Here is a 16,068-nt window from a genome sequence, read left to right as displayed (position 1 = left end):
GTCTAGCCCTTGACGCCCGAGGACATCACCGAGGCGATGAACTGGCGCTGGAGAATGAGGAAGAAGAGGATGACGGGCACGGCCATGGAGACGGCGAAGGCCATGATATTGCCCCAGGCGGCCTGGTTGGTGCCGAAATAGGCCGACATGGCGACCGAGAGCGGCCGATATTCGGGGCCACGGGTGACCATGACCGGCCAGAGATAGGCATTCCAGATTTCGAGGAATTGCAGCACGGCAATGGCCGAGATGACGGGTTTTGAGAGCGGCATGGCGACATGCCGGTAGATCTGGAAGAAGGAAAAGCCGTCGATGCGCGCCGCCTCGATCAGTTCCTTCGGTAGGCGCGAGAAGAACTGGAAAAAGAGGAAGATCGACATGGCATTGGCAACGCCCGGCACGATCTGCACCTGATAGCTGTCCACCTGGCCGAGCCAGCCTGCCATCATCAATTGCGGCAGGACGAGGCTTTCGCCCGGCACGGCAAGCGTGGCGAGGATCAGGATCATCACGGGCTTGCGGATCGGCAATGTGCCTTGCGCGAGCACGAAGGCGGCCATCGAGTTAAACAGAATGGACAGGGTCAGGGTCGAGAAGGTGATCAGCGCTGTATTGGCGAGATAGCGCGGGAAGGGATGCACCGGATCGGTCCAGACCTCGATATAGTTCTCGAAGGAAAAGACCTGAGGAATGAACGAGCGGATCGACCCCATGGACACCATGATGTCCTGCTCATTGGGGTTGAGGCTGATCGTCACCATCATCAGGAGCGGCAGCAGCACGCCGAGCGCAAGCACGAGGGCGAAGAGAGAGGGCAGGGCGGCATCGCGGGTGAAGCGCATCATGCTTCTCCCTCATTCTTGAGGAACCGGCGCTGCAAGAGCGCAATGGCGGTGACGGCAAGGAAGAAGAACACGGCGACGGCCGAGGCATAGCCGACCTTCTGGGTCGCGTAGCCCTGCTTGAACAGATAGTGGATGATGGTTGTCGTCGCCCCGTTCGGCCCGCCCTTGGTCAGGATATCGACCTGGGTAAAGAGTTTCAGCGCCCCGACCGTGGTGATGATCAGCAGGAAAATGTTGACGTTCCTCAGCCCCGGCCAGGTGATGTAGCGGAAGCGCTGCCAAGGTTTGGCGCCATCGAGTTTGGCGGCCTCATAGAGGTCCTGCGGAATATCCTGCAGGCCCGCGAGATAGATCAGCATCTGATAGGGAAAGGTCGCCCAGGCCGAGAGCGCCACGACGGAGAGCATGGCTGTCGAGGGATTGCCGAGGAAATCGACATAGTTCCCTTGGCCGGCGAACCATTGATAGACGGCATTGAACGGTCCGGATGGGATGCGGAATAGCACGGCCCAGATCGACACGATCACCGTCATCGGCAGGAGCAGCGGCAGAATGGCCACCGAACGGAAGAAGCTGCGGAAGGGAATGGCCGAATTCAGGATCAGCGCCGCGCCTAGCGACATGCCGAGCTGAACCGGCGTCACGATCAGCGCGAAGAGCACCGTGTTCCAGATCGCCTGCCAGAACAGGGGATCGACGAACATGCGCTCGTAATTGGTCGCCCCGATGAATTTCGTTGGAATGGGCCGCGGCACCAGGCGCTGGTCGGTGAAGGAAAACCAGACCGAGAGCAGGAAGGGCACGACGATAAGGGCGGTGATGAAGACCAGCGCGGGCAGCAGCATGGCCAGTTCCTGGCCTTGCCCTTTGGTTTTGATACGCATCTATGGGATGCCTCCTGCTAACCCGACCGCGTCGGAGATATCTGAGCCGCTCCCGCTCAGAGGGGATCGAAGCGGGAGCGGTTTGGGGGCTTGCGGGCCCCTTCCCTGGAGGGACGAAATGCGGCCGGTCTTACTGGCCGAAGGGCGGGTAGCCGTCGTTGTCGGCAATATCCTGATCGATCGTCTGGGCGGCGCGATCGAGCTCGGCTTTCACGTCGACATCGCCCGAGAGCACGTTGACGACGGCCGTGGCCCAGGCATTGGTGATCACCGGATAGGCCGGATGGACCGGACGCACCACAGCGCAGCAGGTGGCGAGCTTGGCAAAGATCTCGCCGGCCCCGCCTTCGCCATAGGTTTCCGAGAGCGGAATGGCCGAGGCGCGCGACGGCACATAGCCGGTCGTGTCGGCATAGGCGGCGACCTGTTCGCTCGACATGGCGTAGTTGAGGAACACCTTGACGTCTTCGAGATTGGTCGAGCTTGAGGGCACGGCCCAGCCCCAGCCGCCATTGGCCGAAATCGGTCCGGCTTCGCCAAAGGCGGGCGGTGGAATGAGGACGAGATCGTCACCAAGCCCTTCGCGGTGTGCAGGCCACATCCAATTGCCGACCCAAGAGAGAGCCGCGGTCTTTTCGCCATAGAACTTGTTGTCGCCGGCGCTGGCCGGAACGATGTAGCCAGCCTTGTTCCAGTTCTGGAGCGTTGTCAGCGTGTCGATATTGGCTGCCGAATTGATCGTGCCTTCGGCGGTCCAGGTCTCACGATCCATGATGTCGCCGCCATTGGACTGGGCGAAGGGCGAGAAGCCATAGGTCATCCATTCGCCGGCGCCGTAGTTCATCTTGACGTCGAGCGGCCATTCGACTTCCGGCAGGGCGGCGAGCTTTTCGAGTGCCTCGAACATTTCCTCGCGTGTCCAGGCGTCTTCCACCGAAGTGGGGATGCGCACGCCGGCCTTTTCCAGCAGCGCCTTGTTACCCCACAGGATAGTGCCGGAATCATAGGGGCTGACGAAGTAGAACTGCTCTTCGGGGCCGTAGGTACCCTGCGCCTTGATGGCTGGCAGCAGGTCTTCGAGGATGGCAGGATCAATGAGATCGCCGATGGGCTGGATAGTGCCGGCCCAGGCGACCGAGGCCATGTTCGGGCCGTCGAGCATGATCACATCGGGCAGGCCGCCAGAAAGCGTCGCAGCCTGGATGGCTTCATTGTAGCTCGGGATTGGCACGACATCGAGCGTGATGCCTTCGACGCCGTACTTGGCGTTAAAGGTCTCTTCGAGCTGAGTGAAATAGGGCTTTTCACTGTCGCCATCTATGACCCAGGCGGTGAGCTGCCCGGCCAGGGCGTGCGAAGACATCATGCAGGCGGTCAGAGCCACCCCGGAATACAGGACACGGTTCACAAAAATCTCCTCCAACGGCGCGTCATTCGCTTATGACAACGTGAGACATTTGATAGTGAAAATTGTCTCACGTTGTCAATAGTGCATGGCTGCCCTGCAAAAATGGAGGCTAGAGCGACTGGCGCTCGATGAATTTGCCTTTCAGGCGAAGCACTTGGCTTTCGTCTGCGCCATCAATGGCGAGGTTCATGGCGGCGCGGCCCATGTCATAATAGGGCAATTCCATGGTCGAAAGCCCGGGCTGCAGGAGAGTCGCAATGGGGTCGAGATTGTCGAAACTGGCCACGGCAATGTCTCGACCGACCTTCAGGCCCAGTTCGCCCAGTTCGAAATAGACATTCATCGCCATGATGTCCTGACCGCAAAGGATCAGGTCGGGCTTTTCGCCGGCGCTCATGATCTCGGCCAAGATCCGTCGCGTCGCAAACTCGGTCGGCGCGCCGGCGGGCGAGACGACAGCTGTATGCATCTGCCCGGCGGCCTCGTGCCCCGCCGTGCGGGCGGCATCGACAAAGCCCTTGCCGCGCAACTGGCTCGCCACGATATCGGTGCCGAGGTTGAGGAAGGCCGGTCTGCGATATCCCCGCTCATAGATGATGCGGGTGAGGTCAAAGGCGAGCTGGTAGTCGTCCGGCACCACGGCCGCGTGGCGCCCGCGCCGGTCGAAACAGTTGAGCAATACGTGCGGCACGCCCGTGGGGGCGATATCCACCTCCTGATGGAAGATGGCGGCATAGATGATTGCCTCGGCGCGAAAGGCGGCGAGCTGGCTATCGGCCATGTCAGCGCTTTGTGTGCCCCGCTCGATATTGAACAGCATCATCTGCTTGCCGCGTTCCCAGGCCACGTCCTGCGCGCCGCGGACGAGATCGATGGACGAGGTGGTTGTCGCCACACCATCGGCCAGGAAGCCTATGACATTGCTGCGCTGGGATCGCATCATGCGCGCTGCCTGCGACGGCTCATAGCCGATCTCGGCAATAATCGCCTCGATCCGCGCCCGCGTCTCGGCATTGACGAGCGGGTCCCGGTTGATCACGCGGGACACGGTCTTGAGCGAGGTTTTCGCCCGCCGGGCAATTTCGCGCTGGTTGGTCAAGGCAATGGCTTTCGTTGGACAATTTTCGATAGGTGCCACAGCGGCAAGGCCGAGATCAACAGCGAAGGGGCGACATCCCGATGTCAGCTTGAAGGGGCCGGGGCAGAACCAAAGCACAGATAGTCCATCAGACCTTCGTCCATTGTGATGCGTCAGAGGGTCATGTCTATTCATGCCTTTGAATGGCCTGCACGCCAGCGACGGCGACTGCAACGCCTGTTCCGTCGAGCCGGGATGACGAGCGTTCTCCTGTTGCTGGCCTCGACAGCATCGCTTTGGTCGGCAGGCCAGCACCGGGCCCTGTGGGCCGCAGTTTCTGATTTTGAGCGTGTGTGAACCCGAGTTCCATCGGCCGGTCGAGGCCATGCTGCTAAAAATGTGGAGGACGGCCGGATGTCTGTTCAACGTGTCGGAAACGAGACTGCGGTTGATGTGGCGGCGCCGTTGCCTCTCGCGCAGGTCCCCAACATAACCAAACTCTCCGATGGCAGGTTCGTCGTCTGGTGGGCCTCAACGGTTGCCGTCGAGGGCTCTGCCGATCAGTACGACTTGCGAGCTCGGATTTATGGAACAGACGGGCTCCCGCAGGGGGCTGATTTCCAAATCAATGCCGATCTTGGGGCCTTCCCCGATGCGCGCATTGCCGCGTTGTCCAGCGGTGGGTTCGTTGCCAGTTGGGGCTCATACGAGGACTCGGTTCTCGTTACCAACGCTCAGGTGTTTGGCGCTGACGGTACGCCGCAGGGCCCCGATTTCACCGCCGTTCCCTATGACAGCAGCGCGCTGTTCGTAACTGGGCTGGGTGACGGAGGGTTTGTGCTGACTTGGCTGACCTACGTACCCGGCAGCGGATATGAGGCGCGCGGCAATGTCCGCGCATCGGACGGAACGGCGATCGGGCCCGCGTTTTCGCTGAGTGCTGTTCCTGGGGGGAACCAGTCCGGTTCTCGGGCGGTCGTATTGTCCGATGGGCGTTTCATCGTTTCATGGGATCAAAGCGTGGATGGTGCTGCGCCCTTGAGCGAGGCCGCAATGCGAGTCTTCGCCGCCGACGGAACCCCATTGGGGCCAGACATCCTGGTGGGTAGCCTGGCAGATCATTTCAGCTATAGCACCAGGATTGCCGAACTGCCCAATGGCAACCTCGCGGTCGCATGGTATCACGCTGATCCCAATGGTGTTTTTGGAGTTTTTGTCAGGCTCTACGATGCGACGGGAGCGGAGCTGACGGCGCCAATTCCGGTCCATGCCACACCTGCGGAGTATTTCGACCCAACAATACTCGCTTTGTCGAATGGCCAGTTCGTCGTTGCCTGGTCTTCGTTGGTGGAGGGAGCGGCAGATATTCGAGCGCGGGTCTTTTCGGCAAGCGGCGAAGCGGTGACGTCCGAAATTTTGGTCAGTACTCTGGCTGGGGACCACTATGTCCCGCAGTTGATTGAGCTCTCCAGCGGCGGTTTCCTGGTATCATGGGAAGGCCCTGTGAGTGAGACCGACTACGACTCATATGCCCGAGCCTTCGCGTCCGATGGCTCACCTCTCGGCTCCGACTTCCGACTGAACATAGCGGCTCCGGGCCAACAGATCGCCCCGCGGGTTACGGCCTTGGACGGTGGGCAATTCGCGGCCGTCTGGTGGGACCTTGACGAAGCCGCCGCATCTGACGTGCGCCTGCAGATCTTCGATGCGGCGGCGCAGAATCTTGCTCCGGTTATCGGTTCCGGTGGCGGAGGCAACGCCGCAGCCTACTCCGTGATCGAGAACTCCACCGACGTGGCGGTCATCGCAGCCACCGACATCGATCTCAACCAGCGTCCCACCTTTTCCATCGCAGGTGGAGCCGATGCATCCCGTTTCGATATCAATGCTGAAACCGGTGCTCTGCGCTTCATCGCCGGCCCCGACTTCGAGGGGCCGAACGATATCGGTGGCGACAATGTCTACGAGGTGACGGTTCAGGCCTCCGACGGCGAGGGCGGCGTCGACACGCAGGATATCGCGGTGACGGTGGAGAATATTGTTCCTGGGCCAGACACAAGGGTGAACACGACGACGGTTGGTACGCAGTACCTGTCTTCCGTCGCGGCACTCGCGGATGGTGGCTTTGTCATCACCTGGACCACCCAGAATGTGCCCCGTGATGTGTTTGCCCAACGCTTTGATGCGACGGGCGAGGCGCGCGGCGGCGAGGTTCTTTTTGCCGCTGCCACTGGTGCCAATGTCGTGGGACTGTCTGGCGGCGGCTATGTTGTGGTGCTGATGGGCCTGCCTGGAGGCCTGCGGGGAGAGCTTTTCGATGCCAATGGCGTGCTTGCTGGTACCATACCCATCTCGCCGACGACCGGAACAGCGTGGCCGTCTCTAGCCGCACTCGACGATGGCGGCTTCATAGTCACATGGCGATCCTCAGGCCTTGAAGGCAGCGGACAGGATGGTAGCGGGCAGGGCGTGTTCGCTCGCCGCTTCGACGCCCAAGGAACCGCAATCGAGGATGAATTTCAGGTCAATACATTTACCGAAGGGCCGCAGCAGGATGCCGCGGTTGCCGTGTTTCCCGATGGCGGCTTCGTCATCACCTGGACCTCTCTAGATCAGGATGGCTCCGGGAGAGGTATCTATGGCCAACGCTACGACTCGTCTGCCGCGCCGATTGGCCCCGAGTTCATTATCAACACGCAGACCGAGAACAACCAACAGCAACCTTCTGTGGCGGTGCTTAGCGATGGCGGCTTCGTCGTGACATGGACAAATGCCAGCACAGAAATCCTCGACGAGAGTGTTCACGGACAACGCTTTGACGCTGCCGGGTTGATGCTGGGCGCAGAGTTCCAGGTTCAGCCCGCGCCATCCCCCAGCTTCCAGCGCTATTCAACCGTTGTGGCGACGCCGGACGGCGGATTCGTCGTGAGTTGGACGAGCCGCGATGACGACCAGTCCGCCTATGCCTATTACGGACGACGCTTCGATGCGAACGGCGTAGCGCAGGGCGAACAGTTTTCTCTCAGCGCGACAACGCTTGGTGACCAGCGCCACGAGGCGGACAGATCCGGTCACGGGATTGCGGTTCTGGCCTCGGGCGATCTCGTCGCAACCTGGCATGGCGATCCGGTAGTGCCCGATCCTGACGGTCCCGGGCAGGACGAAATCTTCATGCGGATCATCAGTCTGGGCGATCCGCCGAACGGGGCGCCCACGCTTCCGCCGGACAATACCGTCGCGCTCGACGAGGACGAGGCCTCTGCCTCGACGGCAATAGGCGCCAGCGATCCCGATGGGGACGCACTGACCTACACCCTCAAGTCGGGCTACGGGCCAAGCAAGGGGGCCGTGCAGATCAGTGGCGATGCCTTCGTCTATGCGCCCATGGCCAATGCCAATGGCGCCGACAGCTTCACCATCGTGGTCGGGGATGGCAATGGCGGCCTGGCCGAGCAGGTGGTCGCGGTTTCGATCGTGCCAGTCAACGATGCGCCGACCGATCTCGCGATTTCCGCGACCTCCATTGCCGAAAATGCCGCTGCCGGAACCGTCATCGGCCTTCTGTCAGTGGTGGATGTGGATGCCGGCGACAGCCACGTCTTCTCGCTGTCCGATGATGCCGGTGGGCGGTTTGTCATCGTCAACAACGAGCTTGTGCTCGCCGCCGGCGCCGGTCTCGATTTCGAGACGGCGCCCAGCCACGAGATCACGATCGAGGTGACCGATAGCGGTGGGCTAACGCATTCCGAGGTTGTCACCATTGACGTGGTCAATGCCACCGAGGCGCCAACCGACATCCTGGTAGCCGGTGGAACAGTGGTCGAGAATGCGGCGGCCGGCACGTTAGTGGCCACGCTGAGCGCGGTGGACGCGGACCTCGGCGATACATTCACCTATGCCATTATTGCCGGCGGGGCGGGTCTCTTCGAGATTGTCGGCGACCAGATACGAGTGGCGGCCGGGGCTCAGGTGGATTTCGAGACGGCGACGAGCCACGACTTGACCTTGCGCGTCACCGATGGTGCCGGTGCCTTCTATGAGGAGGTCGTCACCATAGGGGTGAGCAATGTTGCGCCCGTCATTATCGGTACCAACGCCGCCAACACGCTGAACGGCACCTCCGAGGAAGACGAGATTTTCGGTCGGAACGGCAATGACACCCTGTCTGGCCTTGCCGGCGCCGACAAACTGTTCGGGGAGGCGGGCAACGATCGGCTGCTTGGAGGCGCTGGCGCCGATGTTCTGGATGGCGGGGTGGGCAATGACACCTATCTGCTTGCCGATGCAGGCGATGTCTCGCTCGACACAGTCGTCGAACTTGCCGGTGGTGGCGTCGACACAGTCGAGGCGGGTGCCGACTATATGCTCGCGGCCAATGTCGAGAACCTGATCCTGATCGGAACCGGCAATCTTTCGGGTACCGGCAATGATGCCGACAATTCCATCGTCGGAACGATCGGCAACAATGTGATCGATGGCGGGCTTGGCAACGACACCATGACCGGCGGGCAGGGCGACGATACCTATTACGTCGATTCCAGTGCCGATCGGGTCGTGGAGTCTGCGGGGGCGGGCAATGACGAGATCCGCTCCAAACTCAATGTCTTTGGCCTCGCCGGCCTGGGCAATGTGGAGCGCCTGAGCTTTGTCGGGACCGGAAACTTTACCGGCACCGGCAATGGCCTCGCCAATGTGATCACCGGAGGCGATGGCGCCGACACGCTGGATGGTGCCGGTGGCGCCGACACCATGGCCGGGGCCGCGAATGACGACACCTATATCGTCAACAATGCCGGCGATCTGGTGGTGGAGGGCGATGGCGAGGGTATCGACACCGTGCGTAGTTCCGTCGCCTATTCCCTCGGCGACTTTGTCGAGAACCTGGTTTTGACGGCCGGCGGCAGCCTGAACGCGACCGGCAACGGCCTCGATAACGCACTGACGGGCGGCGCGGGCAATAACCAGCTCGATGGCGGCCTCGGTGCCGACACCATGGCGGGCCTTGCCGGCAACGATAGCTATGTCGTTGATAGCCTTGATGACGTGGTCGTCGAGGCTGCGGGACAGGGTACTGATACCGTGCTGACAGCGCTGGCCGAGTTTGGGATCGGGGCCTTCGACAATGTCGAGAACCTGACATTCACCGGAACGGGCAATTTCACCGGGCAGGGCAATGGCCTCGACAATGTCCTGACGGGCGCGGCGGGGAATGATGCTCTGGCGGGTGGCGATGGCGCCGACACGCTGGTGGGCAATGGTGGCGCTGATACGCTCGATGGTGGACTGGGCAGTGATACCCTGCGCGGCGGCGACGGCAACGACACCTACCATGTCGACGCGGCAGGCGACCGGGCCATAGAGACCAGCAATCAGGGCATCGATACCGTTCTGGCGGCGGTCAATCACACCCTCGGGTCCAATGTCGAAAACCTGACGCTGGTTGGCACGGCGACGACGGGCAATGGCAATGGGCTGGCCAATACGATCACCGGCAATGACCTGAACAATACGCTTGGGGGCGCTGCCGGCAACGATGCCCTCCATGGCGGCGATGGCAATGACACTCTGACGGGTGGTTCGGGAGACGACATTCTGGTCGGCGGCGCGGGAACAGACACGATGACGGGAGGGACCAATGCCGATCGCTTCGTGTTCCTGTCCCCCGGCGACTCGCCGAGCGGCGCGGGTATGGACATCATCACCGATTTTCAGGATTCGGGGGCCGACACCATTGATCTGGCAGCGATTTTCGATGGCACCCTGAGCTATCGGCATGCGCTTGCCTTTGACGGGATCGGTCAGGTGAGGATCAACGATATCCTGGGGCCCAATGTCCTGGTGCAGGTCAATCTGGATGCGGATATCAGCACCAGCGAATTGGACATCCAACTCACCGGAACCACACTCGCAGCAATGGGAGCTGGCGACTTCATCCTCTAAGGGGTGGACCAAAGGGGTGGCCGACGCCGGCCGCCTCCTAACGATCGCCGCTTCTGACCTCTCGCGCTTCTCACAGAAATTCGCGATAATCTGCTTTCGCGGATCGTAAGAATGCGTTTTTGGCCTTACCAACAGGGGATCATGTTGGTCCGCACTGATGTCGCGTGCGGTTGGGCGGTTTTCTGATGACACTCAATCACCAAGAGCAGGACCGCGAGGACCACTACGATGTGGTCATCCCCGCCTTGGCGTCGTCCATGCGGGCCCGCCATGTTCTGGTTCTTGGCCTTGTGGCGATCCTGCTGGTGGTCGTTTTCGTCGCTGCGATCTGTTATGGGTCGACGTCGATACCGCTGCAGTCCGTGCTCGGCGCTCTGACCGGTCAGCCCGCCAATGGCAATCCCGATTTTGACATCGTGCTGTCCATCCGCCTGCCGCGGGCCATCACCGCGTGTCTCGCCGGAGCGGCGCTTGCTGTTGCTGGTTTGCAGATGCAGACCCTGATGCGCAATCCGCTGGCTGATCCATTCGTGCTCGGCATCACCTCCGGCGCGAGCCTTGGCGTGGCGCTGGTTGTCCTCGCCTCGGGCACGGCCATCGGGGCGTTTCTGTCTAGCGGCATGGGCCTCGGTGGCGGCTTTGCCATTGTCGGGGCGGCAACGTTGGGTGGCTTGCTGGTGCTGGCGCCGGTGCTGGCAATTTCCTCGCGGCTGCAAAACCCATCCACCGTGCTGATCTTCGGCCTGATGACCGGTCATGCGGTTTCCGCCTTCGTCACCCTGCTGGTGGCCGGCGCGCGGCCGGACCAGCTCGAGCGTTGGATCGCCTGGGGTTTCGGGTCGTTCAGCGCGGTGACCTGGACCGAGCTGCAGGTCCTGGCCCCCGTGGCCGCACTAGGCCTCGTCGTGGCCTGTTTCAGCATCAAGCAGCTCAATGCCCTGCTTCTGGGCGAGAATTATGCCCGTTCCATGGGCCTCAACACGCGGGCCATGCGGCTTCTCACCATGGCGGTGGCGTCCATGCTCGCGGGCGTCGTTACGGCCTTTTGCGGGCCTATCGGTTTTCTCGGTGTTGCGGTGCCGCATATGGCCCGCGCCATGCTGAAAGCATCGGACCATCGCGTGCTCGTGCCGGCAACGATCCTGCTGGGGGCGCTGACGGCGCTTTTGGCGCAGCTCGTCTCGCTCCTGCCCAGCCAGTTCGGCGTCTTGCCGCTCAATGCGGTGACGGCGCTTATTGGGGCGCCGGTCGTGGTCTTCGTCATCCTGCGTTCGCGCAGCGGAGTGTTTACGGGATGACGCAAATTCTCGAAGCGCGTGACCTCGTTGTTGGCTATCGCAGCCATGGCAGGACGCGGACCGTTCTCAGCCATATCAATGTGGCAGTCGCCCCCGGCGAGCTGGTGTGCCTGCTCGGCGTCAACGGCATCGGCAAGTCCACGCTGATGCGCACCTTGGCGCGCATGGAGCCGCCCCTTGCCGGGTCTGTCGAGATCAACGGCACCGACATCACCCGCATGTCGCAATACGACCTCGCCCGCAATATTGCCATCGTGCTCACCGAGCGCGTCGCGGTTGGTGCCATGCCAGCCTTCAGGCTGGTCGAACTGGGTCGCTATCCGCATGTCGGCTGGTCGGGCCTCCTGTCGGACTTCGACCGCGACATCGTCCGCAACGCGATCATCGCTGTCGGCGCAGAACATCTGGCGCATCGCGAAATCAACGAACTTTCGGATGGCGAGCGTCAGCGCATCATGATCGCCCGGGCACTGGCGCAACGACCCGCCGTGTTGCTGCTCGATGAGCCCGCCGCCTTCCTCGATGTGTCGGCGCGCGTCGAAATGATCGCCACGCTGCGCCAGCTCGCGCGGGAGCAGAATGTGGCGGTGATCCTATCGAGCCATGATCTCGAACTGTCGCTGCGCATGGCCGACACGATCTGGCTGATCGACGGGGCAGGGCGCATGCATATCGGCGCGCCCGAGGACCTGCTTGCTGATGGCAGCGTCGCTGCCGCGTTTTCGGGCCCGAACATTGCCTTCTCCGCTGGCGACCGCACGTTCAAGATCCGCAACCATCCGCATGGCAAGGCTTTCGTTGATGGTTCGAAAGAACGTGTGGGCATGGCTCGGACAGTGCTGGAGCGTGAAGGCTTTGAGATAACTCATTCGCCTGAAGCCGCTCTCGTGGTGGTCACCATGACCGCATCCGGCTGGGACGCCCTCGGCGGGAACGGGCATTATCAAGGCACAACCTTCGCCGATCTTGCGCGCTTCGTTCGCCAGCAGGCCAAAGCTACATTCCAGACGGAACCTCTATCGTGACCAGTCGTCGTCCTGTCCTAGCCGCCATTGCCCTTCTGGCACTGACCCTGCCGGCCTCGGCAGCATTCGACGCTGAGGGCTGCGTCACTGCATTCGAGCCTGGTACCGACTATTTTGACGCCAAGTCCAGCGTGGACTATGCCGACAATTTTTCGGTCGCCTATTTCGACCACTACAAGGTGGTGACGGTCGAGCGGCCTTCTCCCGGTGGGCAGAGCGAATCCTATGTGCTGGTGCAGTGCGGAACGCCAGAGCCGGAATTGGCCCCCGAGCTTGCCGATGCGCCGCGTATCACCGTCCCCATCCAATCGCTGCTTTCCGGCAGCACATCACAAAGCCCCGCCCTCGTGGCCGTTGGCGGAGTGGGTGCCGTCACCGGCGTGGCGCGCCGGAATTTCATCGCTACACCCGAGCTGATCGAACACATCCGGCAGACCGGGGTCATCGAGTACGAAACTTCTGGCGTGGTCAATGTCGAGGCCGTCGTCGCCGCTGCGCCCGACGTGTTCATGGCCGGTGGTGGTGGCGAGCCGGAAGTGCAGCGTCTTGCGGTGGCGGGCGTGCCGGTCGTCAATTTTGCCGAATGGCAGGAGACCTCGCCTTTGGGCCGGGCCGAGTGGGTCAAGTTCATGGGTCTGTTCTTCAACGCTGAGGACAAGGCCAACGCGGCCTTTGCGGACGTGGTCGAACACTACGATGCCGCCTTGGCACTGGTTGCCGATGTGCCAGAGGATCAGCGCCCGCTGGTTCTGAGCGGGCAGGCCTTCAACGGTATCTTCTTTGCCGCGGGCGGACAGTCCTTCATGGCGCGGCTCATCCGCGATGCGGGCGGCCGCTACGTCTTCGAAGACGATACCAGCACCGGCAGCTTTCAGATTCGCGATCTCGAACGGCTGATCGTGGCGGCGCGCGACGCAAAAGTCTGGATTCAGGCCTCGATCCACTATCACACGCTTGCCGACATCGCGGCGGAAGACCCGCGACTAGCCGCGCTTCCCGCGGCAGAGGCCGGCCAGGTCTGGATTCCGGATGCCCTGAAAGGCCCCAATGGCGGCGTGCAGTTCTATGAACTGGGAAGCATGCGCCCAGACATGGTGCTGATGGACCTCATATCCATCCTGCATCCGGACAAGATGCCGGGCTATGAGCGCATCTTCAACCGCTCGATTGCGCTGAACTGACGCCCCGGCGCAAAGCTGTTGTTGAAAGAGACATAAGGAAATCCTTATGTCGTTGACTCTTAATGGTGTCTTCACCATTCTCGGTCTCGTCCATGGTCCCCGCGAGGGGATAATAGGGAAGCCGGTGGGGGAGTGATCCCCAGTCCGACGCTGCCCCCGCAACTGTAAGCGGAGACGAAGTTTCTTGGTCCACTGGCCTATCCGGCTGGGAAGGCGAGACTTCGGCCTGATCCGCGAGCCAGGAGACCTGCCATGGAAACGGAATCCATATCAGGCTGATCGGGCGGATCGGCGAGAGGACCAGATCGATGACGACATATCGCATCCGCTTTCTTTCGGGCCGCTAGCCGCGGCGCCTACGACCTACAGTTTCTTGTTTTTTGCTCAGCCCGCGTGTCCCGCCAGCCGCCAGTGCAGCATTGCACTTGCTGGAGCCCGCTGAGCGGCTCTGCCGAAGAAAGCCTCTATCCATGCGCTTCAAGCCCCACGTTTCGTCCCTCGCCCTCCTCACCGCCATGCTCGCCACGGCCCTGCCGGCCGCCGCGCAGCAAACCACGCTGGATGTCCTCCGCATTACAGCTGCTGGCCTGACGCCGTTTGAGGAGAAGGAAATTGGTCGGTCGTTTACGGTGATCGATGGCGACCAGATCCAGCTGTCGGGCACGCCCTATGTGGCTGACGTCTTGCGTCAGGTGCCGGGCTTTGCGGTGTCGCGCACGGGCTCGCCCGGCGGCCTAACCCAGGTCCGCGTCCGCGGCGCGGAAGGCAATCACGTCCTTGTCCTGATCGATGGTGTCCCCGCTGGCGATACATCGAATGGCGAGTTTGACTTCGCGCGACTGCAAGTCGCAAACATCGAGAGAATAGAAATCCTGCGCGGGCCACAGAGCGCGTTCTGGGGCTCGAACGCTTCAGGCGGCGTCGTCAATATCGTTACCAAGTCAGCAGACGAGCCGGGACTGCACGGCAGCCTTGCTGGTGAGCTCGGCACTGACGGGACAAAAATGACCAGCGGTTCTCTGGCTTATGATCAGGATAATTTCGCGGCGTCGGGTTCGCTCACTCTTCGTCACACGGACGGGTTCAATGAGGCGCTTGCGGGTAATGAACTGGATGGCGCCAGCCATATCGACGCAAATGCCAGGTTCAAGGCCGAATTGACGCCAAGCCTGACGTTGGATGGAACAATCCGATATGCCAAGCTCGACGGAAAAACCGACAGTCAGACCTGGCCTTCTGGTGTCGTTCTCGATTCAGACGATAAGACAACGTTCGATGAACTGTTTGGATCGCTTGGCCTTGGGTGGGTTAGCGAGGACGGCATCTGGTTCCAAAATGCTCGCGTCAGCGCGGGAACGGTAGAGCGCCAGTTCATCAGCCCGGGTTCAGTCTTTGCCAACACTGGAGATCGGCAGAAAGTGAGCTATCAAGTGGGCCGGCACTTTGCCACACCGGGCTTCCTTGATAGCACCCATACGCTCACCCTGGGATATGACCTAGTGCGCGAAACATTTCAGCAACTCGGTTCACCGACAATTCAAGAGCGCACGGCAAACTCTTTCATTGGCGAATACCGAGGCACATATCTTGATCAGGTTTACCTGACTGCTGCCTTGCGCCACGATTTCAACGACCGCTTTGCCGACCACACCACTTACAGCGTAAGCGGCGCTTGGCAGATTCCCGATACGGGCACCCGCATCCACGCATCGGCGGGCACCGGCTCGACCAATCCGACTTTCTTCGAACTTTACGGGTTCAGCCCAACTTTCGTACCGAACCCCAACCTGCAGCCGGAAACTGGCTTTGGCTGGGACATAGGCGTGGAGCAGAGCGTCCTGGACGGCCTCGTTGTTCTAGATGCGACCTACTTCAACCAGACGCGTGAAAACCTGATCGCAACCGCCGGCAGCTCGGTGGTCAACGTTGCCGGAACCAGCACTCGTCAGGGCGTGGAACTGAGTGCAAAGGCAAATTTCTTCAATGGCTTCACGGCCGGGGTGACCTATACCTATCTCGACGCCTTCAAGGCTGATGGCACGCGGGAAATCCGTCGCCCCCAGCATTCCGGCGCCATCAACCTCGCCTACAAGCTCGAAGAAATCCCGCTCACCCTCCATGCTGACGTGGTTCTGACCGGTGAGAACCTCGACGCCTACGCGGGCACCAAGCACACCCTCCCGGCCTACGCCGTCGTCAATGGCGGCCTGAACTACCAGGTCAGCGAGCAGGTGGAGGTCTATGGCCGCGTCCACAACCTCTTCGATACCAAGTACCAGGAAGTCTACGGCTACAACACGCAGGGCCGCACCTTCTACGCCGGCGCCCGCGCCAAGTTCTGACGTAGGGGCGGGGCCCTCGCCTCCATTGCCTTCCCACCCTCGATTGTCACCCCGGCCCAACGCCGGG

The 16,068-nt window shown here is 61.5% G+C and carries 9 protein-coding genes and 1 riboswitch; of the genes, 5 read left to right on the top strand and 4 right to left on the bottom strand.

Annotated features, from left to right (window positions below):
• Positions 1 to 2: 2 nt before the first annotated feature.
• From NVV77_RS16405 to NVV77_RS16390, 4 genes are all read right to left on the bottom strand, one after another.
• Entirely contained in the window at positions 3 to 845 is an 843-nt protein-coding gene (locus NVV77_RS16405; protein WP_295415042.1) for a carbohydrate ABC transporter permease, read from the bottom strand.
• Positions 842 to 1,729: a carbohydrate ABC transporter permease gene (locus NVV77_RS16400; protein ID WP_295415041.1), complete on the bottom strand. Its 888-nt coding sequence runs from the start codon at positions 1,727 to 1,729 to the stop codon at positions 842 to 844. The genes NVV77_RS16405 and NVV77_RS16400 overlap by 4 nt, the downstream gene beginning before the upstream one ends.
• Positions 1,730 to 1,859: 130 nt before the next feature.
• Complete coding sequence (locus NVV77_RS16395; protein ID WP_295415040.1) at positions 1,860 to 3,137, bottom strand: extracellular solute-binding protein; 1,278 nt, start codon at positions 3,135 to 3,137, stop codon at positions 1,860 to 1,862.
• Between the two features lie 109 nt (positions 3,138 to 3,246).
• A complete protein-coding gene (locus NVV77_RS16390; RefSeq protein ID WP_295415039.1) occupies positions 3,247 to 4,236 on the bottom strand; it encodes a LacI family DNA-binding transcriptional regulator in 990 nt (329 codons plus the stop codon).
• Between the two features lie 393 nt (positions 4,237 to 4,629).
• On the opposite strand from NVV77_RS16390, the gene NVV77_RS16385 reads away from it, so the two are divergent.
• From NVV77_RS16385 to NVV77_RS16365, 5 genes are all read left to right on the top strand, one after another.
• A complete protein-coding gene (locus tag NVV77_RS16385) occupies positions 4,630 to 10,155 on the top strand; it encodes a cadherin domain-containing protein (RefSeq protein WP_295415038.1) in 5,526 nt (1,841 codons plus the stop codon).
• A 185-nt stretch (positions 10,156 to 10,340) separates the two neighbouring features.
• A complete protein-coding gene (locus NVV77_RS16380) occupies positions 10,341 to 11,453 on the top strand; it encodes an iron ABC transporter permease (RefSeq protein ID WP_295415037.1) in 1,113 nt (370 codons plus the stop codon).
• Positions 11,450 to 12,478 (top strand): ABC transporter ATP-binding protein, encoded by a 1,029-nt coding sequence (locus NVV77_RS16375; RefSeq protein ID WP_295415036.1) that lies wholly within the window; start codon positions 11,450 to 11,452, stop codon positions 12,476 to 12,478. Before NVV77_RS16380 ends, NVV77_RS16375 begins: the two co-directional genes overlap by 4 nt.
• Complete coding sequence (locus tag NVV77_RS16370; protein WP_295415035.1) at positions 12,475 to 13,659, top strand: ABC transporter substrate-binding protein; 1,185 nt, start codon at positions 12,475 to 12,477, stop codon at positions 13,657 to 13,659. Before NVV77_RS16375 ends, NVV77_RS16370 begins: the two co-directional genes overlap by 4 nt.
• Before the next feature lie 76 nt (positions 13,660 to 13,735).
• A riboswitch (cobalamin riboswitch) is annotated at positions 13,736 to 13,929 on the top strand.
• 200 nt (positions 13,930 to 14,129) lie between these two features.
• Positions 14,130 to 16,001 carry a TonB-dependent siderophore receptor gene (locus NVV77_RS16365; RefSeq protein ID WP_295415034.1) on the top strand — a complete coding sequence of 624 codons (1,872 nt, stop codon included), beginning with the start codon at positions 14,130 to 14,132 and terminating at the stop codon, positions 15,999 to 16,001.
• Positions 16,002 to 16,068 lie beyond the last annotated feature (67 nt).

The organism is Devosia sp. (genome assembly GCF_024707125.1).
Lineage (GTDB): Bacteria > Pseudomonadota > Alphaproteobacteria > Rhizobiales > Devosiaceae > Devosia.
The sequence above is the reverse complement of the archived record's forward strand: the minus strand, read 5'-3'. Positions and strand labels throughout refer to the sequence as shown.